Origin of the sequence: Phenylobacterium sp. (assembly GCF_036723115.1) — a bacterium.
Taxonomy (GTDB): domain Bacteria; phylum Pseudomonadota; class Alphaproteobacteria; order Caulobacterales; family Caulobacteraceae; genus Phenylobacterium.
On record NZ_DAIMHV010000025.1, the window covers coordinates 1 to 24,924 of the forward strand.

Consider the following 24,924-nt stretch of genomic DNA (forward strand, 5'->3'; position numbering starts at 1 on the left):
GCTATACACGCGCGCCTCTGGGCGAAACCCCGCCCCAAGACCCCAATTCCCGAAGAAAGCCCCAAGACCGAACGCACCTTCTCGATCATCAAGCCGGACGCCACCAACCGGAACCTGACCGGCAAGATCAATGCGGTGATCGAAGGCGCCGGCCTGCGCATCGTCGCCCAGCGGCGCATCCGCATGACCGAAGACCAAGCCAAGACCTTCTACGAAGTGCACAAGGAGCGCCCGTTCTACGGCGAACTGGTGGGTCAGATGACCTCCGCCCCGGTGGTGGTGCAGGTGCTGGAAGGCGAAAACGCCGTGGCCAAGTACCGTGAGATCATGGGCGCCACCAACCCCGAACAGGCCGCCGAAGGCACCATCCGCAAGCTGTTCGCCCTGAACGTGGGCGAAAACTCGGTCCACGGCTCCGACAGCGCCGACAACGCCAAGATCGAGATCGCCCAGTTCTTCACCGACGAGCAGATCGTCGGCTGATCGCGGCGCATAACGCAGACGATCCAGGGCCGCAGCCTCGCCGCTGCGGCCCTTTTTCTTGGCCGCTGTGCGATCAGGCTGTGGCCAGCTCGCCGCAGATGAAGGCGTCCTCGTCCGCGGCCAGCAGGGCCTCGAGCACCTCGGCGGCGTCCTCGGGCGCGACGATGAGCATCATGCCCACCCCGCAATTGAAGGCGCGGCGCATCTCTTCGGTGGCGACGCCGCCGGTCTGTTGCAGCCACTCGAACACTGGCGGCAGGGTCCAGGCGCTCCAGTCGAAACGCGGAGCGAGGCCCGGCGCGATGGCGCGGGGCGGGTTCTCGATCAGGCCGCCGCCGGTGATATGGGCCAGCCCCTTGATCTTGCCGGCCTTGATGAGCGGGGTGAGGCTGCGGACATAGATGCGGGTCGGCGCCATCAGCGCCTGGGCCAGGGTCTGACCCGGAGCGAAGGGGCAGGGGGCGTCCCACGCCAGGCCTGACAGCTCCACGATCTTGCGGATCAGGGAATAGCCGTTGGAGTGCGGCCCGGAGGAAGCCAGGCCGATGAGCAGGTCGCCGGCCGCCTGATCGACCAGGCGCGGCAGCACCTTGTCGCGGTCCACGGCCCCGACGCAGAAGCCCGCCAGGTCATAGTCGTCGCCGGCGTACATGCCCGGCATTTCGGCGGTCTCGCCCCCGACCAGGGCCGCGCCGGCCTGGCGGCAGCCCTCGGCGATGCCCGCCACCACCCGGGTGGCCACCTCCACGTCCAGCTTGCTGGTGGCCAGATAGTCCAGGAACATCAGAGGCTCGGCGCCTTGGGCGAGCAGGTCGTTGACGCACATGGCCACCAGATCGACGCCCACCGTATCGTGCAGGCCGGTGTCGATGGCGATCTTCAGCTTCGTCCCCACCCCGTCCGTGGTCGTCACCAGCAGGGGATCGTCATAGCCCGCCGCCTTGAGGTCGAAGAGGGCGCCGAAGCCCCCCAGGGACGCCTCCGCGCCGGGCCGCCGTGTGGCCTTGGCCAGGGGCTTGATGGCCTCCACCAGTGCGTTTCCCGCATCGATATCGACGCCGGCCGCAGCATAGGTGAGGCCGTTGGGGCGATCGGTCATGTCTGAAGTCCTGGTCCCTGGCGGGGGGAAAGAAAATCGGCCGGGGCTGCAACAGGGCCTTGCAGACTCGCCCGCGCGCGAGGCTATAGCTACCGGATGACGCCGATTACAACCACCGCCGAACTCGCGGCGTTCTGCGAAAAGCTCAAAGGCCAGCCCTTCGTCGCCGTGGACACCGAGTTCATGCGCGAAACCACCTACTGGCCGAAACTGTGCCTGATCCAGGCGGCCGCGCCCAACGCCGAGGCGGTGATCGACCCGCTGGCTGAGGACCTGGACCTGGAGCCCTTCCTGGCGGTGATGCGCGACACCTCGATCCTCAAGGTGTTCCACGCCGCCCGCCAGGATGTGGAGATTTTCAACAACCTCCAGTCCATGCCCGTCCCGCTGTTCGACACGCAGGTGGCCAGCATGGCGGCGGGCTTCGGCGAGCAGATCGCCTATGACGCCCTCGTCCGCCAGATGCTGAAGGTGGAGATCGACAAGTCCAGCCGGTTCACCGACTGGGCCCGCCGCCCACTCTCGGAGGCGCAGCTGTCCTACGCCCTGGCCGATGTGACCCATCTGGCCAAGCTCTATCCCATGCTGCGGGCGCGGCTGGAGAAGGAAGGCCGTCTGGTCTGGGTGACCGACGAGATGACGTCCCTGACCGATCCGGCCAATTATGACGTCAGTCCCGAAAACGCCTGGAAGCGGCTGAAGCCTCGGCGGCACACCCCCAAGTATCTCGCCGTCTACAAGGCCGTTGCGGCCTGGCGCGAGCGGACCGCCCAGATGCGCGATCAACCGCGCGGGCGCATCCTCAAGGACGAGGCGCTGGACGAACTGGCCACCCAGGCGCCCACCGACACCAGCGGGCTGGAGCGACTGCGCTCGGTGCCCAAGGGTTATGCCGGCTCCAAGTTCGGCCCTGATCTGCTCGAGGCTGTGCGTCAGGCGCTGAAGGATCCCGAGGCCCACGCCCCGGCGGTCGATCGCGCCAAGCCCGCCCACTCCCCGGCCGCGGGGGCTGTCGTGGAACTGCTCAAGGTGCTGCTGAAGGCGCGGGCCGAAGACGCCGGCGTCGCCTCCAAGCTGATCGCCACCGTCTCCGACCTGGAAATGATCGCCAATGACGACGAGGCCGCCACCCCGGCCCTCCAGGGTTGGCGTCGGGAAGCCTTCGGCGAGGACGCCCTGCGCATCAAGCGCGGCGAACTGGCCCTGGTGCTGGACGGAACCCGTGTCCGCGTGGTCGAGGTCCGCCGGGCCCCAAAGAGCGCTTCGGCCTGATCAGGCGATTTCGAGGTTGAGTTTGAGCGCGCTGGCCAGGGCGCCGGCGCGCTTGGCCGTCTGATCCCCCAGCAGCAGGTCTGACCAGACCTCCGGCGCGCTCAGGCGCAGGGTGTCGCCCTCGATGTCCAGGCGGGCCTTGCTCAGCAGTTGGCCGTTGCGTCCGGAGAGATCACAGCCCAGCCTCAACGCCGCCCCCAGCGCGCGGGCCCGCGCACGCCGTTCGGCGCTGAGCACGCGCATGATGGTCTCCGGCTCGGGCGTATTGGCCGAGGCGGAGTGTCGCGCGAAGGTGGCCATGGCCAGGAAACAGCGCTCGGGATGGGACATGCCGGCGATCGGCGCCCGGAGCACCTGAGAAAAGGCCAGTTCCGCGCGATGATCGGGGTGCAGCCGTCCCCCCAGTTCGGCCAGACGGGCGGCCGCGGCGACGAGCAGGGGCTCCCGATCCCCAAACACCGTCGGCAATTGGGCGAAGAGCGGCGCCACCCATTTCTCCAGAGCCGTGGTGAGGTCGCCGGCGGACAGACCACGCTGTGAGCTCATGGCCTTGCACCCCTCCAGCAGAGGATCGCGGACGCGGACGGCCTGACCCATGCCCTCCAGCAACAGGCCTTCGCGCAGACCAAAGGCGGAGATCACCACGCGCTGCAGGTCCAGCCGCTCGATGAGGGCCTCGAGCACCAGGGCGCCGTAGGGGAGGGTTTCGTAGCGCTTCTTCGACAGACCCTCGATGCGCTCCAGGGAGGCGCGCGACTGACGGGTGACGAACCGCGCCAGCTCCAGGGCGTCGCTGCGGGACATCTCATACTGATGGGCGACCCGCAGGGGATAGTCGCTCATGATCATGTGGAGCAGGGCGAGGTTGCGCCAACCGCCGCCCACGGCGTGGAAGTCCGGGCCTTCAAACTGGCCCAGGTCGCGTAACCGCGCGTCGGCCAGGGCGCGTACCTGGTCAATGCTCAGCGGCCGCGGCGCCCCGAGCGCGAAGGGACCGAGCGGCAGGGTCACGCCGCTGCCGGGCCCCTCTTCGGTGAGCTGGATGAGCTCCAGGCTTGAGCCGCCGAGATCGCCCACCAGACCGCGTGCTCCCGGACAGCCCGCCAGCACGCCGGACGCCGCATAGTGAGCCTCTTCCTCGCCCGACAGCACGCGGAGCGGCAGGTCGAGACTCTCCCGCACGAAACGGGCGAACTCGGGCCCGTCGGCGGCCTCCCGTATGGCGGCGGTGGCCACCGCGACCACATCGCCCGGCGCCCAGTCCTGCAGAATGGCCCTGAAACGGCGCAGCGCGGTGACCGCCAGGTCCTTGCCCTCGGGCGAGAGCTTGCCGGTCTCGCCCAGGTCGCGGCCCAGGCCCGCCAGGACCTTTTCGTTATAAACCGTCCAGATGGCCCGCCCTTCGAGGCGGTAGATCACCAGGCGGACGGAGTTGGACCCGACGTCGATCACCGCCGTCTGGCGGTTGTCGGTCTCAGTGGCGCTGGGCGACATGGTCGATCGCGCGCGGCATGTCCTTCACACGTTGTCCGCGACCGGACAGGCTGGGATTGGTCATAAAATACTCGTGCGCGGAAAAGGCGCTGGGATGGTCCCAGTTGGGATCGCGTGTGTAGCCGCCATCGCGGTCCAGGGTCCAGCTTTGGGCTTCGTCCTTCAGGCTGGCCACCATGATCTGCTGCAGCACCTGCTGATGGACGGTGGGATTTTCCACCGGCACCAGGCTCTCCACCCGCCGGTCGAGATTGCGCGGCATCCAGTCGGCCGAGGAGATGTACACGCGCGACTTTCCCGACGGCATCGGCCGGCCGTTGGCGAAGGCCACGATGCGGGAGTGTTCCAGGAAGCGGCCGACGATGCTCTTGACCCGGATATTCTCCGACAGGCCTGGCACGCCCGGCCGCAGGCAGCAGATGCCGCGAATCACCAGGTCGATCTCCACCCCCGCCTGGCTGGCGCGGTAGAGGGCGTCGATCACCTCCGGGTCCACGAGCGCGTTCATCTTGGCCCAGATCGCCGCGGGTCGGCCGGCCTGGGCGTTCTCCACCTCGCGTTGGATCAGCGTGATCAGATCCCGCTTCAGCGTCATCGGCGAGAAGGAGAGCTTTTCCAGCTGCGCCGGTTGGGCGTAGCCGGTGATGAAGTTGAACACGCGCGAGGAATCCCGCGCCAGGGCCGGATCGCTGGTGAACAGGGACAGGTCGGTATAGATGCGCGCCGTGATCGGGTGATAGTTCCCGGTGCCGTAGTGGCAATAGGTGCGGACCTGGTCGCCCTCACGGCGGACCACCACCGAGAGCTTGGCGTGGGTCTTGTACTCCACGAAGCCGAAGACCACGTGGACCCCGGCGCGCTCCAGGTCCTTGGCCCATTTCAGATTGGCTTCCTCGTCGAACCGGGCCTTGATTTCCACCACGGCGGTGACGTTCTTGCCGTTCTCGGCCGCCTCGATCAGGGCCGCGACGATGGGGCTGTCGGACGAGGTGCGATAGAGGGTCTGCTTGATGGCCAGGACATTGGGATCCCGCGCAGCCTGGCGGACGAACTGCACCACCACATCGAAGCTCTCAAAGGGGTGGTGGACCAGAATGTCCTTCTCCCGGATCGCGGAGAAACAGTCCCCGCCGTGATCGAGAATCCGCTCGGGGAAGCGGGCTGTGAAAGGCTTGAACTTCAGGTCCGGTCGGTCCGGGGGGATCAGCTGTGAAAGCTCATCCAGGCCCAGCAGCCCGTCGATCAGGATGATGTCCTCGGCGTTGGCGTTGAGGTTCTCGCTGATGAAGGCGCGGAGATCGGGCGGCATGGCCGCCTCGAATTCCACCCGCACCACGGAGCCCAGGCGCCGCTGCTTCAGGCGGGCTTCGAACTCGCGGACGAGATCCTCAGCCTCTTCCTCGATCTCCACATCGGAATCGCGGATCAGGCGGAAGACGCCGCTGGCCTCCACCTGGCACCCGGGAAACAGGTGGTCGACGAACAGGCTGACCATGCCTTCCAGGGAGATGAAGCGCCGCTGCGGCCGGGTGCGGCGACCGCCCCGCGGGGCCTCGAGCTGCCAGAAGCGCGCCACCTGAGCCGGAATGGGGACCAGGGCGTTGAACGTCTTGCCGTCCAGCCGCCGCCGCAAGGTCAGCGCCAGGGAAAAGGCCAGATTGGGAATGAAGGGAAACGGGTGCGCCGGGTCGATGGCCAGAGGCGTCAGGATCGGAAAGACCTGGCTGATGAAGCTCTCTTCCAGGCCGGCCCGCTCAGCGGCGGTGACCTCGTGCGCCTCAACAAGCTTCAACCCCTCCGCCGCCAGTTCCTTGCGAAGCTCCCGCCAGCGGGTCTGCTGATCGCCCATCAGGCTGGCCGCCTCGGCGTTGACCCGCTCCAGTTGTTCGGATGCGGTGAGGCCGTCCTGGCTGACCGAGCGCACGCGCTCGCGCACCTGCGCCTTCAGGCCGGCCACCCGGACCATGTAGAATTCGTCGAGATTGTTGGCGGAGATGGACAAGAAGCGCAGTCGCTCCAGAAGCGGGTGCCGCGGATTCTTGCTTTCGGAAAGGACCCGCTCGTTGAACGCCAGCCACGAGACTTCGCGATTGAAGAAACGGTCCGGGGAGCCGGCGAGCTCCGCATCCCAGGACAGGCCGGCGGCGGGCCGGTCGTCGGCAGGGGACGGGGTCATCGCGGCGTCGGACATCAGGGCCTCTCGGAACAGATTACGGGCGCGCCTCAGCCTCGCCTCTCGCGGACCCAGCGTCACTCGAAAAGGTCAAGATTCTCCGTGTCATTTTCAAGGACCTGACGGGCGAGCGCCCGGGTGACCGGGCGATGCGCCTCGCCGGAGGCCGCGTCCATCCTGTCCACAACCTCCCAGGCCGCCGGCACCGACCGCTCGATCCGCCGCAGCAGATAGCTCAGCACCTCGTCGGAGGGCGTGATGTTGCACCGGGCGAAGAAGATGCGCAGGACGGCCTCGAGAACCGCGTCGTCCGGCGCGGTGATCTCGGCCACAGGCAAGGCGTTGAGCCGCGAGCGGAGATCTGGGAGCCTCGCGGTCCAGGTCAGAGGCAGGGTGCGCGCCGTGAGCAACAGGCCGCCGCCGTCCTGAGCGGCCATGTTGATCCGGTGGAACAGCAGTTCCTCATCACAGCCCTGGTCCACGTCTTCGATCAGGGCTGGCCCGGGTTCTCCCAGGACCGAGCCATCGCAGCCCAGGCGTTGGGCGCCCGCCTGTTCGGCCCAGATGTGCGCCAGATGGCTCTTTCCCACACCCTCCGGCCCCACGAGCGCCAGGGCGCCGCCGGGCCAGCCCCCCGCGCCCAGGACCATGGCGTGCGCCTGGCTGTTGCTGTCGCCGAGGACGAAATCCTCAAGCCGGAAGGAGGGCGGACGACGCAGGCCTAGCCGAAGCTGACGCGCCATGACCCCATCCGGGCGAATTGAAACCGGTCCCACATTCGGTTCGAGCCTATCAGGGGCGGCGAGCCGCCGCGAGGCGTCCGCGTCCCTGGCCTGGGGACAGCCGGTCACGGGCTGTGGAGGCGCGGAACGCGCCGGCCCGGGGCGCGCTTAAGCCCCGAGCCAGCGGCGAGGCCGCGTCAAAAACCGGGAGTTTCAAATGTCGGATCATGTCTATCGCGTCGTCGAGATCGTCGGGTCGTCCACCACCAGCATCGACGACGCCATTCGCAACGCCGTCGAAGAGGCGGGCAAGTCCCTACGCGACATGCGCTGGTATGAGGTCACCGGAACCCGCGGCGAGATCATGGACGGCAAGGTCGGACATTTTCAGGTCTATCTGAAGGTCGGCTTCACCCTGGAAGGCTCCCGCGACTGAGCCGCCGCTTCTTCGCCGAAGACCGCCCCTAGCCCTAGGGGTGGTCCTTGGCCAGGGGAGGGGGCGCCTCGCGCGGCGCGGCGCGAACCCAGCCCTCGGGTCGCAGCAGCTCGATGGGGCTGAACCTGGACTTGTAGTCCATCTTCTCGCTGCCGCGGACCCAGTAGCCCAGATAGACGTAAGGCAGGCTGAGCATCGCCGCCTGGCGCAGATGATCCAGAATCATGAACAGGCCCAGGCTGCGCCGCGGCATGTCCGGATCGTAGTAGCTGTAGACCATGGAAAGGCCGTCGGACATCAGGTCGATCAGGGCGCAGGCCGCCAGGTCCCCGGGTCCGCCGTCCTCCGAGGGTCGCCTGTACTCGACGATGTGGGTCCGAACCGCGGTGTCCTCGACCATGGCCACATAGTCGGGCCAGCTCATCTCGGCCATCCCGCCGTCGGCGTGACGTGAGGTGAGGTATCGGCGCAGCAGATCGAACTGCTCCATGGTGGCCTCAGCCTCGACCACGGAACGCACGAGATCACCGTTGCGGGCCAGGGTCCGGCGCTCCGACCTGGAAAAGAGGTGCTCGCCCACCGGCAGGCGGGCCGAGACGCAGGCCGCGCAGGACTCGCAGGCTGGGCGGTAGGCGATGTTCTGGGAACGGCGGAAGCCGATCTGGGTGAGCGCGTCGTTCACCGCCGGCCCGTCGGCCAGGGGCAGATGCGCGAACACCTTCCGCTCGAACCGCCCCGGCAGATAGGGACAGGGCGAGGGCGCGGTCAGGAAGAACCTGAGCTGCCGGGTCGGAAAGTGCTGCGTCACGAGCCTAGCGTTCGCCCCTGGTCCCTTGTGATGGAGCAATTAGGGCGTATGGCTGCGGATCGTGCAAGCAGACACATTTCAGTGAAGCTCAGCACCAAGGGGCTGAACCTCCGCCTGCCTCACGGGCGGGCGTTCGGTGGCAGGACCGGCGCTTCGCGCAGGAGCACGATGGCGATGCGGCGGTTGCCGGGCAGGGTGGGGTCGTCGGGGAAGAGCGGCTCGGAATTGGCCTTGCCCGAAACCTGATAGACGCGGTCCGGCTGAACGCCCGCTGATTCCAGCACCCGGCGGGCGCCGTCGGCGCGGCTGGCCGAAAGCGGCCAGTCCCCCTGCGCCCGCACGCCGTCCATGTTCACGCTGGTGTGGCCATAGATGCTGATGCGGTTGGGCAGCTGGTTGATGATCTTGGCCACAGCCCGCAGCAGGAGCCGGGCCCGGTCGTTGGGCTGGGCCGAGCCTTCCGAGAACATGGAGCGCCCCTCCTGGTCCACGAGCTGGATGCGGAGGCCTTCGGGCGTCTGGTCGATGATGATGTTCTTCGACAGCTCAGCCAGCTCCGGCATGTCCTGAAGCGCCTGGCGCAGGGATTGGGCGGCCGAGAGAAAGGCCGCTTCCTCGCGCTTCTGGAGCGCGTCGCGCAGGGCGTCGGTGCTGGAACTCTGCAGCTGGCTGCGGTTCGACTGGTCCTGGGTGTCACCCTCTTCCTGCGGGTTGGGTGATTCGGGGGACATCTGCTCCATGATCGACATGGAGCCCGACGACTTGGCGCCGTCCGACCCAAGCGCAGTTCCGCCCAGGATGCCGCCGGCGCCGGAGGTGGTGGAGGAGATGCTGGCGGGAGCGAAATAGTCGGCGATGCCGCGCTTCTGCTCCGGGCTCGTGGTGTTGATCAGCCACATCAGCAGGAAGAAGGCCATCATGGCCGTGACGAAGTCGGCATAGGCCACCTTCCAGGCGCCGCCATGGTGGCCATGGCCTCCGCCCTTCTTGACCTTCTTGATAACGATCGGCCGTTCGCCCACCGCCATGTCCGACCCCGCATTAACGCTATTGCGCGGGCAAGGTGCGCAGGGGCTCGTTAAGATGGCGTTGAATTATGCGTACGGAGGGGCCGGTGAAGCTGGCGTTTGCAGGACTTGGAGTCATGGGCTTCCCCATGGCGGGCCATCTGGCCGCCGCGGGACATGAGGTGGCCGTCTTTAACCGTAGTCCGGAAAAGGCGACGCGCTGGGCCGAACGCCACGGGGGTCGGGCCTTCGCCACGGCGGCCGAGGCCGCGGACGGGGCGGAGATGCTGCTTCTCTGCGTCGGTCGGGACGACGATGTCCGCGCCGTGGTGACTGAGGCTCTGCCGCGGCTGGCGTCCGGCGCCGTGGTGATCGACCACACGACCACATCGGCCAGCCTCGCCCGGGAAATGGCCGAGCTCTGCGCCGCATCGGGCCGCGCCTTCATCGATGCGCCGGTCTCCGGGGGGCAGGCGGGGGCGGAGGCCGGACAACTCACCGTCATGTGCGGCGGAAGCACCGAGGCCTTCGCCCGCGCGGAGCCTGTGATCTCCACCTTCGCCAAGGCCGTCCGCCTGATGGGCCCCGCCGGCTGCGGCCAGCTCACCAAGATGGTCAACCAGATCTGCATCGCAGGCCTGGTTCAGGGCCTGGCCGAAGGCCTGCACTTCGCCCGGCGCGCCGGCCTCGACCCCGAGGCGGTGTTCGAGGCCATCTCCAAGGGGGCGGCGCAATCCTGGCAGATGGACAACCGCTGGAAGACCATGGGGCAGGGGCGATTCGACTTCGGCTTCGCCGTCGACTGGATGCGCAAGGATCTGGGCCTCGTCCTGGATGAGGCCGGGGCCAATGGCGCGCGCCTGGACGTCACGGCCCTGGTGGACGGCTTCTATGCCGAGGTGCAGCAGATGGGCGGCGGGCGCTGGGACACGTCCAGCCTCGTCGCCCGGCTGGAGCCGCCCCGGTGATCCTGCAGACCCCTCGACTTCGGCTGCGCGAAGCCGAGGCGAGCGACGCGCCCTTCGTGCTGGAACTGCTGAACTCGCCGGGCTTCATCCGGGGCATCGGCGACCGGGGCGTGCGGACCGAGGCCGAAGCGGCGGCCTATGTGGAGAATCGCATTCGCCAGAGCTATGCCGAGCACGGCTATGGCATGTGGGTCGTGGAACCCTTGGAGGAGCCGGTGGCCATCGGCCTTGCGGGCCTCGTCCGCCGCGACGTGCTGAACCATGTGGATCTGGGCTACGCCTTCCTCGACCGTGTCTGGGGCCAAGGCTATGCCGAGGAAGCCGGCCGGGCGGTGCGTGACTATGCCGGACGCGTCCTGGGCCTTGAGACCTTGGCGGCCATCGTCAATCCGGACAATCTCGCCTCGCGGCGGGTGCTGGAGAAGATCGGCTTCCGGTTCATTGATGAACGATGGCTGCCAGGCTGGCCGCAGCCCAGCGCCTATTATGAGACGTCGCACCATGTCGGGGCAGATCACCACGCGAACCGTTGAGGCCAATGGCCTGCGCTTCGTCATCGACGAGGCGGGCGCGGGCGACAGGCTCGCCCTTTGTCTGCACGGGTTTCCGGAGAGCCGCTTCTCCTGGCGCCATCAGATTCCCCTCCTGGCCGACCTGGGATTCCGGGTCTGGGCGCCGGACCTGCGCGGCTATGGCGAGACCGAACCCAAACCGCAGGATGTGGCCAGCTATCGGATCGAGGCCCTGCTGGATGACGTCGCAGCCCTGATCGACGCCAGCGGGGCCCGTGAGGTGGTGCTGATCGGTCATGACTGGGGCGCGGCGCTGGCCTGGACCTTCGCCACGCGAAAGGTCCGTCCCCTGTCCCGGCTGGTGATCATGAACGTCCCGCACCCGGCGGTCTTCGCCCGGGTCGCCCGGCGCTCGCTGCGCCAGATGCTGCGGTCCTGGTACATGGTCTTCTTCCAGATCCCGGGACTGCCCGAGCGCATGCTGCTGGCCAGGGATGCGCGCGCCATCCGTCGCGCCTTCGCCGGCATGGCGCAGGACAAGAGCCGGTTCCCCGATGCGGCGCTCGATCGCTACGCGCGCGACGCCCAGCGGCCGGGCGCCATGACGGCCATGGTGAACTGGTACCGCGCCGCCGTGCGCCACCCCTTCATGAACGCCCCCTGGCCGCGCATCGACGTCCCGACCCTGGTGGTCTGGGGGGAGGCCGACGCCGCCCTTGGCCTGGAGACCCTGGAGGGCACGGACGCCTATGTGGCGGACCTCACGCTCCGGCGTCTGCCCGGTGTCTCCCACTGGGTGCAGCAGGAGGCGCCTGAGGCGGTCAATGCGATCCTGACGGAGTGGCTGGCCTGATCAGGCGCCCAGGAGACGGGCGGCCTGGGGCGCGAAATAGGTGATGACGCCCGAGGCGCCGGCGCGCTTGAACGCCCCCAGGCTCTCCAGAACCGCGCGGTTCTCGTCAATCCAGCCATGGCCGGAGGCGGCCTTGATCATGGCGTACTCCCCCGAGACCTGGAAGGCGAAGGTGGGAACGGCGAAGGCCTCCACCACCCGCCGGACGATGTCCAGATAGGGAAGGCCAGGCTTGACCATCACCATGTCGGCGCCCTCGGCGATGTCGAGGCCGACCTCGCGGATGGCCTCTTCGCTGTTGGCGGGATCCATCTGATAGGTCTTCTTGTCCCCGGGATTATCCACAGGTCCTCCACCGAGCTTGCCCGAGCCGATGGCGTCTCGATAAGGGCCGTAGAAGGCCGAGGCGTACTTGGCCGCATAGGACATGATCATCACGTCCTGCAGCCCTTCGCGCTCCAGGGCCTGACGCAGGGCGCCCACGCGTCCGTCCATCATGTCGGACGGCGCCAGGATGTCGCAGCCGGCCCGGGCCTGGACGATGGCCTGTTCCACCAGCCGCTCGATCGTCGCATCATTGACGATGCGGCCGCCCTCGATCACCCCGTCGTGTCCGTGGGTGGTGAAGGGATCAAGGGCCACGTCGCACATGATCCCGACCTCCGGCGCGGCGGCCTTCATGGCCTGAACGGCTCGGCAGATCACGCCGTCAGGGTCTGCCGCCAGCGAGCCGTGGCCGTCTTTTCGCGCCCCATCGATATGAGGAAAGATGGCGATGGCCGGAATGCCGAGGGCGCGGGCCTCCACCGCCGCCTTGGCCGCCTCGTCCACCGACAGGCGCGACACGCCGGGCATGGAGGCGACGGGAACCTGACCCTCGCCCTCATGGACCACCATCGACCAGATGAGGTCAGCGGGGGTCAGGACGGTTTCGCGCACAAGGTCGCGAATCCAAGGCGATTGACGCAGGCGGCGCAGCCGCAGGGCGGGGTAGGGGGCGAGAGGCGGATAGGTCATGGGGTCCGGCTCTGACCCATCGGCTGGTCCGAGGCAAGCCTGACCGCTCCGAACAGCGAGGCGGCGATCAGCCACAGGCCCGAGAAGAAGGCCAGGATCACCGCGGCCGCCACCAGGCCCAGCAAAGTGGCGTCGATGGCCACCTGACCGATCACCACCTCCATGTCGTCAAAGCCTGCCCAGCCCATGGAATCGGCCAGGCCATAGAGCGAAACCAGAATGTGGATCACCGCCCCCAGCGCGCAGATCCCGGCCAGCAGGGCGAGCACGAACGCGATCCAGAACATGCGGATCTGGAAGGTGAAATGCCCCCGGGCCGGCTCGGCCGCCGAAGGTCGCTGGATATAGGCGATGATCGCGGCCACCAGGGCCGGCGCCCCGGCGAAGAAGAAGGCCGAGAACAGCAAGGCGTAGTTGATGAAGGCGAGGTTGCGGGCGGTCTCCCGCCGGGCGGCGGGCTCGGTCTCGATGCTCATGTGCAGTCCCCCGTGTCGTTGACAGGTTGCGCCTCCCGCGCAAGTTCCTCAAGTCCAGGGAGTAAGGCCGATGGATTTCGAACTGAGCGACGACCAGCGCGCCCTTGTGGCGGCGGCCGAGGCCTTCGCCGCCGCCGAGCTTGCGCCCCACTCGGCCCGTTGGGACGCCGAAGCCATCTTCCCCGTGGAGACGCTGCGCAAGGCCGCAGGCCTGGGCTTCGCCGGCATCTATATCGGCGAGGACATGGGCGGGGCGGGTCTGTCGCGGCTGGACGCCAGCCTGATCTTCGAAGCCCTGGCCTATGGCGACGTGGCGGTGAGCGCCTATCTCACCATCCACAACATGGCCTCCTGGATGATCGACCGGTTCGGCGACGAGGCCCTGCGGACCCGCTACCTGCCGCGGCTGACCGCCATGGAGCTCATCGCCTCTTATTGCCTGACCGAGCCGGGCGCAGGTTCCGACGCCGCCGGGCTGCAGACGCGCGCGGTGCGGGACGGCGACCATTATGTTCTGAGCGGCGGCAAGGCCTTCATCAGCGGCGGCGGGGTTTCGGACATCTATGTGGTCATGGCCCGTACGGGCGGCGAGGGCGCCGGCGGCGTGTCCGCCTTCGTGGTGGAGAAGGACACGCCGGGTCTGTCCTTTGGCGCCCGGGAGCGCAAGATGGGCTGGAACGCCCAGCCGACGGCCCAGGTCCATTTCGACGGGGTGCGCATTCCCGCCGACCAGCGGATCGGCCAGGAAGGCGAGGGGTTCCGCTTCGCCATGATGGGTCTGGACGGCGGCCGGCTCAACATCGCCTCCTGCTCGCTGGGCGGAGCGGCGCTCGCCTATGATGTGGCGCGACGCCATCTGGCCGATCGTCGGCAGTTCGGCAGGCCCCTGCGCGAGTTTCAGGCCCTGCAGTTCAAGCTGGCCGACATGGCGACGGATCTGGAGGCCGCTCGCCTGATGGTGCGCCGCGCCGCCGCCGCCCTGGACCGGGGCGCGCCCGAGGCCACCCGGCTCTGCGCCATGGCCAAGCGCTTCGCCACCGATGCAGGCTTCCAGGTGGCCAACGAGGCGCTTCAGCTGCATGGGGGCTATGGCTATCTGGCGGACTATCCGCTGGAGCGGATCGTCCGCGACCTTCGCGTGCACCAGATTCTCGAAGGGACCAATGAGATCATGCGGGTGATCATCGCCCGGGAGCTTTACCGATGAGCGACGACGCCGAGGTCCTGACCCGCATCGAAGGCCGCGTGGGCCGCATCACCCTCAACCGGCCCAAGGCCCTGCACGCGCTGACCACGGCCATGTGCCGCACCATGAGCGAGGTGCTGGTGGACTGGCGGGGCGACCCGCGGGTGGAGATCGTCCTGCTGGACCATTCCGGGGAGCGCGGGTTCTGCGCCGGGGGCGACATCCGCATGCTGGCCGAGAGCGGCGCCCGCGACGGCCTGGAGGCGCGGGAGTTCTTCTTCACCGAATACCGCCTGAACCACCTGTTGTTCACCTACCCCAAGACCGTCGTGGCGGTGATGGACGGGGTGACCATGGGGGGCGGCGTGGGGCTGGCCCTGCCGGCGGCCCGACGCATCGCCACCGAACGCACCACCTTCGCCATGCCGGAGACGGGAATCGGCCTGTTTCCCGATGTGGGCGGCGGCTGGCACCTGCCGCGGCTGCCCGGACGAGCGGGCCTCTGGCTCGCCCTGACCGGCGCGCGGATCAAGGCCGCAGACTGTCTGGCCCTGGGCCTGGCGACCCACTATGTCGCCTCAGGCGCCCTGCCGCAGCTCAAGGCCGAGATCATCGCCGAGCCGCAGAATCTTGACGCCCTGCTCGCGGCGCATGGGTCCGACCCGGGCCCGTCCCCCCTGGCCGCCCACCGCGCGGACATCGATCGATTGTTCGCCGGCGACAGCGTCGAGGCCATCGTCGCGGCCCTGGAGGCCGACGGCGGCGACTGGGGCCGGGCGCAGCTCGACACCCTGGCGCAGAAGTCGCCGCAGACGCTGAAGGTCGCCTTCCGTCAGCTGGAACTGGGCGCCCAGGCCGCCGACTTCGCCCAGCACATGGCGCTCGAGTACCAGATCGGGGCCCGGGTCGTGACCTTGCCGGACTTCATCGAAGGGGTGAGGGCGGTGATCATCGACAAGGACAACGCCCCCCGCTGGTCGCCCGACAGCCTGGCCGGAGTGACCCGCGAACAGCTGGACGAGATCTTCGCCCCCTTGCCATCCAATCAGGTCTGGCGCCCACTGCCGGGGGGCGAAGGCGGCGTCTGACCGCCGGCCCCGTCGGGAGAGACGCATGGGTTCGCCGCAGTGACCACCTATGGATTCATCGGCCTGGGCAATATGGGCGGCGGCATGGCCGCCGTCCTGGCGGGCGCCGGCGCCGAGGTGCTGGCCCATGACCTTTCCGGCGAAGCCATGGCCCGCGCCCAGGCGGCAGGCTGCCGGCCGGCCGCCGATGCGGCCGAAGCCGTCGAAGCCGCCGAGGTGATCCTCACCATGCTGCCCGCCGGCCAGCACGTCCGGAGCCTCTATGAGTCGGTGATCCTGCCCCGGGCGCGGTCTGGGGCGTTGGTGATCGACTGTTCCACCATCGATGTGCAGACCGCCCGGGCCGTGGCCGAAAGGGCGGCCGAGCGCGGTCTGCGCGCAGCCGATGCGCCGGTCTCCGGCGGCGTGGCGGCGGCGGCGAGCGGCGCCTTGACCTTCATGGTCGGCTGCGGGGAAGACGACTTCTCCGCCATCGAGCAGGCCCTGGCGCCCATGGCCAAGGCCGTGGTGCGCGCGGGCGCGCCCGGGGCCGGGCAGGCGGCCAAGATCTGCAACAACATGCTGCTCGGCGTGTCGATGATCGGAGTGTGCGAAGCCTTCGCCCTGGCCGAGCAGCTCGGCCTGGATCCCGAGCGCTTCTTTCAGATCGCCAGTTCTTCCTCGGGCCAATGCTGGTCCCTGACCAGCTACGCCCCCTGGCCGGGCCTCGTGCCGGCCGCGCCGTCCAACCGGGACTACGAGGGCGGCTTCTCCGCCGCCATGATGTTGAAGGACCTGAAGTTGGCTCAAGGGGCCGCCGCCGAGGCCGGCGTGGCCACCCCGATGGGCGCCCAGGCCGAAGCCCTCTACGCCCTCTTTGATCGGCTGGGCTATGGCGGGAAGGACTTTTCGGGCCTAATTCAGATGCTGCGCGGACAGTTGGACGCGCTCGCCTGACGACAACGGGCCAAGCGTCCGTTGACGCAGATCAAGCCGGCGCGACACCGCGCCATGTAGACATGATCCGCCCCCGGTGCGAAAAGCCGGGCGGAATCTTTAGGGGACCGGCGACGGCGTAAGATTGTCGAGCGTTCAGCCGGATTTCGTGTCGATGGATTACAGGGCCGCCTTTTCCACTGCTCTCGAGCGCATTCACGCCGAGGGCCGCTACCGGGTCTTCGCCGACCTGAAGCGTCACCGCGGCGACTTCCCCCGCGCCACCTGGACTCGCCCGGACGGCGCGACCCAGGACATCACGGTCTGGTGCTCCAACGACTATCTCGGCCAGGGCCAGAACCCGGTCGTCCTGGACGCCATGCACAAGGCCCTGGACGAGGCCGGCGCCGGCTCGGGCGGCACCCGCAACATCTCCGGCACGACCACCTATCACGTGGAGCTGGAGCACGAGCTGGCGGACCTGCACGGCAAGGAAGCGGCTCTGCTCTTCACTTCGGGCTATGTGTCCAACGAGGCCTCGCTCTCGACCCTCTACAAGATCCTGCCCGGCCTGATCATCTTTTCCGATGAGCTGAACCATAACTCGATGATATCCGGCATCCGCGCTGGAGCGCGCGAGCAGCGCCGGGTCTTCCGCCACAACGACCTGGCCCATCTGGAAGAGCTGCTGGCCGCCGCGCCGGTCGATGCGCCCAAGCTGATCGCCTTCGAGAGCGTCTATTCCATGGACGGCGACATCGCCGACATGAAAGGCACCGTGGCGCTGGCCAAGAAGTACGGCGCCATGACCTATCTCGACGAGGTTCACGCCGTCGGCATGTACGGCCCCCGCGGCGCCGGCGTGGCCGAGCGTGACGGCGTGATGGCCGATATCGACATCGTCGAGGGCACCCTGGGCAAGGCCTTCGGGGTCATGGGCGGCTATATCGCGGCGGACGCCGTGATCGTCGACGCCATCCGCTCCTATGCGGACGGCTTCATCTTCACCACCTCGATCCCGCCGGCCCTGGCCGCCGGCGCGGTGGCGTCGATCCGTTATCTCAAGGAACACAACGAGGTCCGCGAGGCCCATCAGGCCCGCGCCCAGGCGCTGAAGGAACGGCTGATCAAGGCCGGCCTTCCCGTTATGCCGTCGGTCAGCCACATCGTGCCGGTGCTGGTGGGCGACCCCATCCACTGCAAGATGATCTCCGACATCCTGCTCAGCGACTACGGCGTCTACGTCCAGCCCATCAACTATCCCACCGTGCCGCGCGGCACCGAGCGGCTGCGCTTTACGCCGTCGCCGGCCCATACGGACGAGATGATGGATCATCTGGCCCGGGCGCTCGAAGCGCTGTGGGTGCACTGCAACGTGCAGCGGGTGGGTGGCGTCGCCGCCTGAAGGCGGCGAGGCCAGTCCTTCCAGGGTCAGCTCCGGCGGCGCACGCCCTTGCCGAGGCCGATCTGCTTGGCGAAGTCCGAGCGGCGGGCCGCATAGGCCGGCGCCACCATGGGATAGTCCGGCGGCAGGCCCCAGCGGCGGCGGTAGTCATCGGGGCTCATATCGTAGCGCGAGCGCAGATAGCGCTTGAGCATTTTCAGCTTCTTGCCGTCTTCCAGACAGACGATGTGGTCGGGCTGAACCGAGCGGCTGATCGGCACGGCCGGCTTGGGGCGTTCGGCCGGGGCTTGGGGCGCGACGTCGTCGGTGAGGGTCACGAGCGCGCGGTGCACGCTCTCGATCAAGCCAGGCAGGGCGTCGGCCGAGATGGGATTGCGGGTCACATAGGCTGCGACAATGTGCGCGCCCAGGCGCGCTGTGTCCGCCCGGGCCTGATCCTTGAGGTCCGCGTCTGAAGCCATCTGATCCCTCTTTTTCTCGCGCCTGTTCCTCACAGCGCAGGCGCCCCCTGCGTCCCCGGCCGGGCCAGCTGAAATTGCAGGCATGGCGGGGATGTGGCGCTTAACGCCCCAGTTTGGTCAGAGTTCCCCGCAGCTGGCCCCAATGGTTGGAGTCCGGAGAGGTTGGGAGTAAAAGGCGCCTCCGCTCTCTCCCCAGATTCCGATGCGAGGCCGCCCTTGACCGCCCAAGCCCAAACCGCCTCCGCCCACGACGCCTTCTTCACCCAGGGCGTCGCCCAGACCGACCCGGATCTCGCCCGGGTTCTGGACCGCGAACTCAAGCGCCAGCAGGACCAGATCGAACTGATCGCCTCGGAGAACATCGTCTCCAAGGCGGTGCTTGAGGTTCAGGGCTCGGTGCTGACCAACAAGTATGCCGAGGGCTATCCGGGCAAGCGCTACTACGGCGGCTGTGAAGAGGTCGACGTGGCCGAGACCCTGGCCATCGAGCGCGCCAAGCGCCTGTTCGGCGCCGAATTCGCCAATGTCCAGGCCCATTCCGGCAGCCAGGCCAACCAGGCGGTCTTCATGGCGACCATGAAGCCCGGCGACGTGTTCATGGGGATGGATCTGGCCGCCGGCGGTCACCTCACCCACGGCAAGGACGTGAACCAGTCGGGCAAGTGGTTCCAGCCTGTGGCCTACAGCGTCCGTAAGCAGGACCATCTGATCGACTATGATCAGGTCGCCGAGGTCGCCGCCCAGTCCCGGCCCAAGGTGATCATCGCCGGCAGCTCGGCCTATAGCCGCGTGATCGATTTCAAGCGCTTCCGCGAGATCGCCGACAGCGTGGACGCCCTGCTGATGGTGGACATCGCCCACTATGCGGGCCTTGTGGCCGGCGGCGTCTATCCGAACCCGATGCCCTACGCCCACATCGTGACGAGCACGACCCACAAGACCCTGCGCGGTCCCCGGGGCGGCCTGATCCTGACCAATGACAAGAAGCTGGCCAAGAAGATCGATTCGGCTGTCTTCCCGGGCCTGCAGGGCGGACCGCTGATGCACGTCATCGCCGCCAAGGCGGTCGCCTTCGGCGAGGCGCTCAAGCCCGAGTTCAAGCTCTATGCCCGCCAGGTGGTGGAGAACGCGCGGGCCATGGCCGACGCCCTGGCCGAGGCGGGCCTGAAGATCGTCTCCGGCGGGACCGACAGCCACCTGATGCTGGTGGACCTGACGCCCAAGGGCGTCACCGGCGCGGACGCCGAGGTGGCTCTGGAGCGGGCCCACATCACCTGCAACAAGAACGGCATCCCCTTCGACCCGCTGCCCTTCATGCAGACCTCCGGCCTGCGGCTCGGATCGCCCGCCGGCACGTCGCGCGGCTTTGGGCCGGCGGAATTCCGCCGGATCGGCCAGCTCATCGCCGAGGTCGTTTCGGGCCTGGCCCAGGGGGGCGATAACAGCGCCATCGAGGCCAAGGTCCGCGAGGAAGTCCTGGCCTTGACCCGCCGGTTCCCGATCTACAACTAGGATCGAGCAGTTGAGTCCGGCCGGGGAGGGCTGAGCCGATGCGGTGCCCGTTCTGCGGCCATGCCGAGAGCCAGGTGAAGGATAGCCGCCCGTCGGAAGACGGGGCGGCCATCCGGCGTCGTCGTTTGTGTCCCGCCTGCGGGGGCCGCTTCACCACCTTCGAGCGCGTTCAGTTGCGCGAACTCACCGTGGTCAAGCGCTCGGGTCGGCGCACGCCGTTCGAGCGCGAGAAGCTGCTCCGTTCCATTGAGATCGCCACCCGCAAGCGCTCCATCGATCCCGAACAGGTCGACCGGATCGTCAATGGCATCACCCGCCAGTTGGAAAGCCTGGGCGAGACGGACATTCCGTCTCAGGTGGTGGGCGAACTGGTGATGAAGGCGCTGAAGGCGCTCGATGACGTGGCCTATGTCCGCTACGCCTCGGTCTACCGCGACTTCCGCGAGACCAAGGACTTCGCCGACTTCCTGGGCCGGGAAGGTCTGGCGGAGCCGTCCGAGGATGATCGCTAGGCGCCTGATCGCCTGGCCCGCCGCCCGATGATCACGCTCAAGCTCGCCACCTCCCTGGACGGCCGCATCGCCACGGCGTCCGGCGAGAGCCGCTGGATCACCGGGCCGGCGGCGCGGGAACAGACCCACCGCCTGCGCGCCGCCCATGACGCCGTCCTGATCGGCGTGGAGACCGCCATCGCCGACGACCCGGCCCTGACCGTCCGGCTGGAATCCTATTCCGGCCCGCAACCGGCTCGCATCATCCTGGATAGTCGCCAGCGGCTTCCGCGGGCGGGGCGGCTGGCCGGCACGGCCCGCGACATCCCCACCTATGTGGTGACCACGCGCCCCCTGGACCCGATCCTGGCCGAAGCCGGGCTTAGGCCGGTCCTGGCGCCCGACCTTGGGGAGGGGCGGCCCGATCTGGTCGAGGTCGTGGCGTTGCTGAAGGCCGCGGGCCTTTCCCGCCTTTTTGTGGAAGGCGGCGGCCAGGTGGCCGCCAGCTTCCTGCGTTGCGGGCTGGTGGACCGGCTGGAGTGGTTCCGCGCCCCCCTCGTCATCGGCGGCGAAGGTCGGCCGGCCATCGGCGCCCTTGCGCTAACGGCCCTTTCAGCTGCGCCGCGCCTGCGCCGGGTCGACATCCAGGCGCTCGGGGACGACATCTGGGAACGCTACGAGAGGATCTGAAGCATGTTCACGGGCATCATCACAGACGTGGGCAAGGTGCGGTCTATCGCCGACACCGCCCGCGACCGGCGGTTCGAGATCGAGACGCGCTTCGACCTGTCCACCGTCGATATCGGGGCCTCCATCGCCCATGCCGGCTGCTGCCTGACCGTGGTGGAGAAGGGCGACGGCTGGTTCGCCGTCGAAGTCTCCGGCGAGACCTTGGCGCGCACCACCCTTGGCCGTTGGGCGGTCGGCGATCCGGTCAACCTGGAGCGCTCGGCCAAGGTCGGCGACGAATTGGGCGGCCACATCGTCTCGGGTCATGTGGACGGCGTGGGCGAGGTCGTCTCCGTGAATTCAGAGGGCGGCTCCCACCGGGTGCGCTTCCGCGTTCCGCGTCCTCTGCATCGCTACATCGCTGAAAAGGGCTCCATCGCCGTGGAGGGCGTCTCCCTGACGGTCAATGAGGTTGAGGACGACGTTTTCGGCGTCAATCTGATCCCGCACACATGGGATGTGACCACGTTGGGCCGCCTGGCGCCCGGCGTTCCGGTCAATCTGGAGATCGACATGTTGGCGCGCTATCTCGCGCGATGGCGCGAAACGGCCTAAAGGCAGGGTCGCAGGCCGCCGTCGCGGCCATTGGAAGTTCTGATGCAAGTTGAAAAGCTGCGCGTCCTCGTGGTCGAGGCGCGGTTCTATAACGATCTGGCAGACGCCCTGCTGGCGGGCGCGCTCGACGTGCTGTCGGCCCACGATGTCGACTACGAGGTCGTCACCGTCCCCGGCGCCTTGGAGATCCCAGGCGCCATCGCCATGGCCGCTCAGGCCGGCGAGGGTGGCGGCGTCAGCTATGACGGCTATGTGGCCCTGGGCTGCGTGATCCGGGGCGAGACCTACCACTTCGAGGTGGTGTGCAACGAGTCCGCCCGAGGGCTGATGCAGCTGACGCTTGATCGCGGCCTGTGCATCGGCAACGGGGTGCTCACCGTCGAGGACGAAGAGCAGGCCTGGACCCGCGCCCGGGCCAGCGAGGCCGACAAGGGCGGCGGCGCGGCGCGGGCCTGCCTGGCCATGATCGGGCTGAAGGCGCGTCTCCTGGGGCGTGAGGCATGAGCCAAGACGCCCCGCGCCCGACGCCGCATCCCCGTCAGGGGCGCTCCGTCGCCCGCCTGGCCGCCGTCCAGGCCCTCTATCAGATGGAAGTCTCCGGCGCCGGCGTCGAGGCGGTGATCCGCGAGTTCTCCGACCATCGGTTCGACCGCGATGTGGAGGGGTTCGCCCTCACCGGCGCCGACGAGACCTTCTTCGCCGAGCTGTTGCGCGGGGTCGTGGACGCCCAGGCCAGGATCGACCGGGCCGTGGTGCGGCGCCTGGCGCAGGGCTGGCGGCTGGAGCGGCTGGACGCCACCGTCCGGGCCATTCTGCGCGCCGGCGCCTATGAACTGGCCGAGCGTCCCGACGTCCCCGCCGAGGTGGTGATCGACGAATATGTGGAGCTGGCCAAGTCCTTCTTCGAAGGACCGGAGCCGGGCTTCGTCAACGGCGCCCTGGACGGCGTGGCCCAGGATGTCCGGGGCTGATACGCCTGAGGGCGGCGCCCCGACGCCGGGCGCGCCGGACGAGTTCGGGGACATCGCCCGCCTCCTGCGGCCCCTCACCGGCGGGGCGCCCGAAGCCCTCGGTCTGCTGGATGACGCCGCGATCATCCCTTCACGGCCGGGGCAGGACCTGGTGATCACCAAGGACGCCATGGTGGAGGGGGTGCACGCCCTGCCGGGCGCAGACCGCGCGCTGTTCGCCCGCAGACTCCTGCGCACCAACCTGTCCGACCTGGCCGCCATGGGGGCTGAGCCCTATGCCGCCTTTCTCGCCGTGGCCTGGCCCAAAGGGTCTGGCGTGGCCGAGCGTGAAGCCTTCGCCCGCGGCCTGGCGGAGGATTTTCCAGCCTTTGGCGTCAAGCTGCTGGGCGGCGACACGGTCTCGACCGAAGGCCCGCTGGTGGCCAGCATGACCCTCCTGGGCTTTGTCCCCGCCGGTCGCGCCATCAAGCGCAGCACCGCCCGGCCGGGCGATCTTGTCATGGTCAGCGGCCCGATCGGCGACGGCGGCCTGGGGCTCGCCGCGGCCCAGGGGCGGCTGGACGACGCCTCTGGCCACCTCCAGCGCCGCTACTGGCTGCCCGATCCCCGCCTCGATCTGATCGAGGCCCTCCGCGCGGACGCCCATGCGGCCATCGACGTCTCAGACGGGTTGATCGCCGATGCTGGACATGTCGCCGAGGCCAGCGGCGTTCAGATCACCCTGGACCTGGAGCGGGCGCCCCTGTCGGCGCCGGCGGCGGACTGGCTGGCCGACCAGCCCGATCCCCTGGCCGGGCGCCTGCACCTGGTCTCCGCCGGTGACGACTATGAGCTGGTGATCACCGCCGCCCCGGAGCAGGCGCGGCGCCTCGCCCTGCCGGTGATCGGCGCGGTGACGGCGGGCTCGGGGTTGCAGCTGCGCTGGAACGGCGTCGAGGTGCAGGCCGAGCGGGACGGGTGGCGTCACGGGTGATGCGGAGCAGGTGAACACGACGAGGGCCGGTAACCGCCTGGAAACCGTAGCTCTGGCCTAGTTCCAGCCATGCTCCGTCGTCGCCTCCTGTCGCTGCTGGCCTTCGCGCTGGTCGCCAGTCCCGCCCGCGCCGCGGGGCCCGCCAAGGGCGGGGAGGGGGCCAAGGGCGCGCAGGAGCTGAAAATCTCTCCCGTCGCCCTGCCCGTGGTCGTCGAGGGGGTGGTGGTGAACTATGTCTTCGTCGAAGCCCGCCTGCAGCTCGGCGCGCTGGCCAATCTGGCCAAGCTCCAGAGCATGGAGCCCTTTTTCCGGGACGCCCTGGTGCGGGCCGGCCACCGCACGCCCTTCACCCGACCCGACGACTATCTCAGTGTGGATGAGAAGCGCCTGACGGCCACTCTGTTGGCCGAGGCCCGTCGCCTGGGCGGCAAGGACGTGGTCAGCGCTTCGGTCGCCTCCCAGACTCCCCTGCGCCGCACCGGCGTGCCCCAGCCGCCCAAGGCCTGACCTGCAAGGCTCTGGGGCGTGTTCGCGCTTCGAAGTCCTGGCCGTTGCGCGCCCAAGCCAACCTTGGCACAGTCGACCCGCTAAAAAGTGATAAGGGCCGGCGCAATGACGGCGGTCCACCCAAGAGGAAACGTTTGCGGCCGCGCTCGCCTGCCATCGCGGCGGAGGGGTGGTTCGCGCCATTAGGAAGGGGCGCTCGTACTATGAGTCTCACGCTTACGCTGGTGCTCGTCGCCGGCCTGCTGGCGGTGCTTTACGGCATCGTCCAGTCCGCATCCCTGATGCGGGCATCACCCGGCAACGCACGCATGCAGGAGATCGCCGCGGCGATCCAGGAGGGGGCCCAGGCCTATCTCCGCCGCCAGTACACCACCATCGCCATCGTCGGCGCGGTGATCCTGGTGGCCGTCGCCCTGCTGATCGGTCCGCTGGCGGCGGTGGGCTTCGCCATCGGGGCCGTCCTTTCGGGCGCGGCTGGCTTCGCCGGCATGCTGATCTCCGTGCGCGCCAATGTCCGCACCGCCCAGGCGGCTTCCGAAGGGCTGGAGAAGGGGCTTTCCCTGGCCTTCCGCTCGGGTGCGGTGACCGGAATGCTGGTGGCGGGTTTCGCCCTTCTGGGGGTGGCCGGCTACTACTATGTGCTCACCGGGCCGCTCGGCCATGCGCAGATCAGCCGTGAGGTGGTCGATTCCCTGGTGGCGCTGGGCTTCGGGGCCTCTCTGATCTCCATCTTCGCCCGTCTGGGCGGCGGCATCTTCACCAAGGGCGCCGACGTGGGCGGCGACATGGTGGGCAAGGTCGAGGCCGGCAT

Annotated in this window: 28 protein-coding genes; 19 read left to right on the forward strand and 9 right to left on the reverse strand. The window is 68.5% G+C overall.

The features are described from left to right. Window positions 1–45: 45 nt before the first annotated feature. Entirely contained in the window at window positions 46–483 is a 438-nt protein-coding gene (gene ndk / locus V7D28_RS04740; protein ID WP_333586238.1) for a nucleoside-diphosphate kinase, read from the forward strand. Window positions 484–556: 73 nt separating this feature from the next. On the opposite strand, the gene purM is transcribed toward ndk, so the two are convergent. Continuing rightward, window positions 557–1,582, reverse strand: a complete 1,026-nt coding sequence (purM, locus tag V7D28_RS04745) for a phosphoribosylformylglycinamidine cyclo-ligase (RefSeq protein ID WP_333586212.1) — start codon at window positions 1,580–1,582, stop codon at window positions 557–559. Window positions 1,583–1,678: 96 nt separating this feature from the next. Here purM and rnd point away from each other — a divergent pair, with 96 nt between their 5' ends. Next, a complete protein-coding gene (gene rnd, locus V7D28_RS04750; RefSeq protein WP_333586213.1) occupies window positions 1,679–2,854 on the forward strand; it encodes a ribonuclease D in 1,176 nt (391 codons plus the stop codon). Here rnd and V7D28_RS04755 read toward each other — a convergent pair whose 3' ends face one another. From V7D28_RS04755 to V7D28_RS04765, 3 genes are read right to left on the reverse strand one after another with little or no spacing between them, the layout of a single operon-like run. Next, window positions 2,855–4,348: a Ppx/GppA family phosphatase gene (locus V7D28_RS04755; RefSeq protein WP_333586214.1), complete on the reverse strand. Its 1,494-nt coding sequence runs from the start codon at window positions 4,346–4,348 to the stop codon at window positions 2,855–2,857. It abuts the gene before it with no gap. Beyond that, complete coding sequence (locus V7D28_RS04760) at window positions 4,329–6,539, reverse strand: RNA degradosome polyphosphate kinase (protein WP_333586215.1); 2,211 nt, start codon at window positions 6,537–6,539, stop codon at window positions 4,329–4,331. The genes V7D28_RS04755 and V7D28_RS04760 overlap by 20 nt, the downstream gene beginning before the upstream one ends. Before the next feature lie 59 nt (window positions 6,540–6,598). Beyond that, window positions 6,599–7,264, reverse strand: a complete 666-nt coding sequence (locus V7D28_RS04765; RefSeq protein ID WP_333586216.1) for an HdaA/DnaA family protein — start codon at window positions 7,262–7,264, stop codon at window positions 6,599–6,601. A gap of 196 nt (window positions 7,265–7,460) precedes the next feature. Here V7D28_RS04765 and V7D28_RS04770 point away from each other — a divergent pair, with 196 nt between their 5' ends. Next, entirely contained in the window at window positions 7,461–7,679 is a 219-nt protein-coding gene (locus V7D28_RS04770; protein ID WP_333586217.1) for a dodecin, read from the forward strand. Window positions 7,680–7,713: 34 nt separating this feature from the next. Here the strand turns inward: V7D28_RS04770 and V7D28_RS04775 are convergent, their stop codons facing one another. Continuing rightward, window positions 7,714–8,487: an arginyltransferase gene (locus V7D28_RS04775; protein WP_333586218.1), complete on the reverse strand. Its 774-nt coding sequence runs from the start codon at window positions 8,485–8,487 to the stop codon at window positions 7,714–7,716. Between the two features lie 119 nt (window positions 8,488–8,606). Beyond that, window positions 8,607–9,515: a flagellar motor protein MotB gene (locus V7D28_RS04780; RefSeq protein ID WP_333586219.1), complete on the reverse strand. Its 909-nt coding sequence runs from the start codon at window positions 9,513–9,515 to the stop codon at window positions 8,607–8,609. Window positions 9,516–9,601: 86 nt separating this feature from the next. Here V7D28_RS04780 and V7D28_RS04785 point away from each other — a divergent pair, with 86 nt between their 5' ends. The 3 genes from V7D28_RS04785 to V7D28_RS04795 are packed head-to-tail and all read left to right on the forward strand — an operon-like array spanning window position 9,602 to window position 11,827. After that, window positions 9,602–10,462 (forward strand): NAD(P)-dependent oxidoreductase, encoded by an 861-nt coding sequence (locus V7D28_RS04785; protein WP_333586239.1) that lies wholly within the window; start codon window positions 9,602–9,604, stop codon window positions 10,460–10,462. Then, window positions 10,459–10,995 carry a GNAT family N-acetyltransferase gene (locus V7D28_RS04790; protein ID WP_333586220.1) on the forward strand — a complete coding sequence of 179 codons (537 nt, stop codon included), beginning with the start codon at window positions 10,459–10,461 and terminating at the stop codon, window positions 10,993–10,995. Before V7D28_RS04785 ends, V7D28_RS04790 begins: the two co-directional genes overlap by 4 nt. Next, window positions 10,964–11,827 (forward strand): alpha/beta fold hydrolase, encoded by an 864-nt coding sequence (locus V7D28_RS04795; RefSeq protein ID WP_333586221.1) that lies wholly within the window; start codon window positions 10,964–10,966, stop codon window positions 11,825–11,827. The genes V7D28_RS04790 and V7D28_RS04795 overlap by 32 nt, the downstream gene beginning before the upstream one ends. Here the strand turns inward: V7D28_RS04795 and hemB are convergent, their stop codons facing one another. Further along, window positions 11,828–12,844, reverse strand: coding sequence for a porphobilinogen synthase (gene hemB, locus V7D28_RS04800; RefSeq protein ID WP_333586222.1), 1,017 nt, complete (start codon window positions 12,842–12,844; stop codon window positions 11,828–11,830). It lies immediately after the preceding gene. Further along, window positions 12,841–13,320, reverse strand: coding sequence for a hypothetical protein (locus V7D28_RS04805; RefSeq protein WP_333586223.1), 480 nt, complete (start codon window positions 13,318–13,320; stop codon window positions 12,841–12,843). Before V7D28_RS04805 ends, hemB begins: the two co-directional genes overlap by 4 nt. Before the next feature lie 70 nt (window positions 13,321–13,390). Between V7D28_RS04805 and V7D28_RS04810 the strand changes: the two genes are divergently transcribed. The 4 genes from V7D28_RS04810 (at window position 13,391) to hemA (ending at window position 17,914) form a co-directional block, all read left to right on the forward strand. Then, window positions 13,391–14,527: an acyl-CoA dehydrogenase family protein gene (locus tag V7D28_RS04810; RefSeq protein WP_333586224.1), complete on the forward strand. Its 1,137-nt coding sequence runs from the start codon at window positions 13,391–13,393 to the stop codon at window positions 14,525–14,527. Beyond that, window positions 14,524–15,594: an enoyl-CoA hydratase/isomerase family protein gene (locus tag V7D28_RS04815; RefSeq protein WP_333586225.1), complete on the forward strand. Its 1,071-nt coding sequence runs from the start codon at window positions 14,524–14,526 to the stop codon at window positions 15,592–15,594. Before V7D28_RS04810 ends, V7D28_RS04815 begins: the two co-directional genes overlap by 4 nt. Before the next feature lie 39 nt (window positions 15,595–15,633). Next, the gene (mmsB, locus tag V7D28_RS04820; RefSeq protein WP_333586226.1) at window positions 15,634–16,530 is read left to right on the forward strand and encodes a 3-hydroxyisobutyrate dehydrogenase; all 897 of its coding nucleotides are present in this window, start codon (window positions 15,634–15,636) and stop codon (window positions 16,528–16,530) included. Window positions 16,531–16,684: 154 nt separating this feature from the next. Next, the gene (hemA, locus tag V7D28_RS04825) at window positions 16,685–17,914 is read left to right on the forward strand and encodes a 5-aminolevulinate synthase (RefSeq protein WP_333586227.1); all 1,230 of its coding nucleotides are present in this window, start codon (window positions 16,685–16,687) and stop codon (window positions 17,912–17,914) included. 26 nt (window positions 17,915–17,940) lie between these two features. On the opposite strand, the gene V7D28_RS04830 is transcribed toward hemA, so the two are convergent. After that, complete coding sequence (locus V7D28_RS04830) at window positions 17,941–18,375, reverse strand: MucR family transcriptional regulator (protein WP_333586228.1); 435 nt, start codon at window positions 18,373–18,375, stop codon at window positions 17,941–17,943. A gap of 216 nt (window positions 18,376–18,591) precedes the next feature. Here V7D28_RS04830 and glyA point away from each other — a divergent pair, with 216 nt between their 5' ends. From glyA to V7D28_RS04875, 9 genes are all read left to right on the forward strand, one after another. After that, entirely contained in the window at window positions 18,592–19,887 is a 1,296-nt protein-coding gene (gene glyA / locus V7D28_RS04835) for a serine hydroxymethyltransferase (protein WP_333586229.1), read from the forward strand. Between the two features lie 38 nt (window positions 19,888–19,925). Next, window positions 19,926–20,399 (forward strand): transcriptional regulator NrdR, encoded by a 474-nt coding sequence (nrdR, locus tag V7D28_RS04840; RefSeq protein WP_333586230.1) that lies wholly within the window; start codon window positions 19,926–19,928, stop codon window positions 20,397–20,399. 27 nt (window positions 20,400–20,426) lie between these two features. Further along, window positions 20,427–21,068 carry a RibD family protein gene (locus tag V7D28_RS04845; protein WP_333586231.1) on the forward strand — a complete coding sequence of 214 codons (642 nt, stop codon included), beginning with the start codon at window positions 20,427–20,429 and terminating at the stop codon, window positions 21,066–21,068. A gap of 3 nt (window positions 21,069–21,071) precedes the next feature. Then, window positions 21,072–21,662, forward strand: coding sequence for a riboflavin synthase (locus V7D28_RS04850; protein ID WP_333586232.1), 591 nt, complete (start codon window positions 21,072–21,074; stop codon window positions 21,660–21,662). Window positions 21,663–21,704: 42 nt separating this feature from the next. Then, entirely contained in the window at window positions 21,705–22,166 is a 462-nt protein-coding gene (gene ribH / locus V7D28_RS04855) for a 6,7-dimethyl-8-ribityllumazine synthase (RefSeq protein ID WP_333586233.1), read from the forward strand. Beyond that, window positions 22,163–22,633, forward strand: a complete 471-nt coding sequence (gene nusB / locus V7D28_RS04860; protein ID WP_333586234.1) for a transcription antitermination factor NusB — start codon at window positions 22,163–22,165, stop codon at window positions 22,631–22,633. The genes ribH and nusB overlap by 4 nt, the downstream gene beginning before the upstream one ends. Beyond that, on the forward strand, window positions 22,542–23,606 hold the full coding sequence (gene thiL, locus V7D28_RS04865; protein WP_442957892.1) for a thiamine-phosphate kinase: 1,065 nt from the start codon (window positions 22,542–22,544) through the stop codon (window positions 23,604–23,606). The genes nusB and thiL overlap by 92 nt, the downstream gene beginning before the upstream one ends. 69 nt (window positions 23,607–23,675) lie before the next feature. After that, the gene (locus V7D28_RS04870; RefSeq protein WP_333586236.1) at window positions 23,676–24,113 is read left to right on the forward strand and encodes a hypothetical protein; all 438 of its coding nucleotides are present in this window, start codon (window positions 23,676–23,678) and stop codon (window positions 24,111–24,113) included. A 203-nt stretch (window positions 24,114–24,316) separates the two neighbouring features. Further along, window positions 24,317–24,924 (forward strand): sodium/proton-translocating pyrophosphatase (locus tag V7D28_RS04875; protein WP_333586237.1); only part of this gene is annotated, 608 nt, incomplete at its 3' end.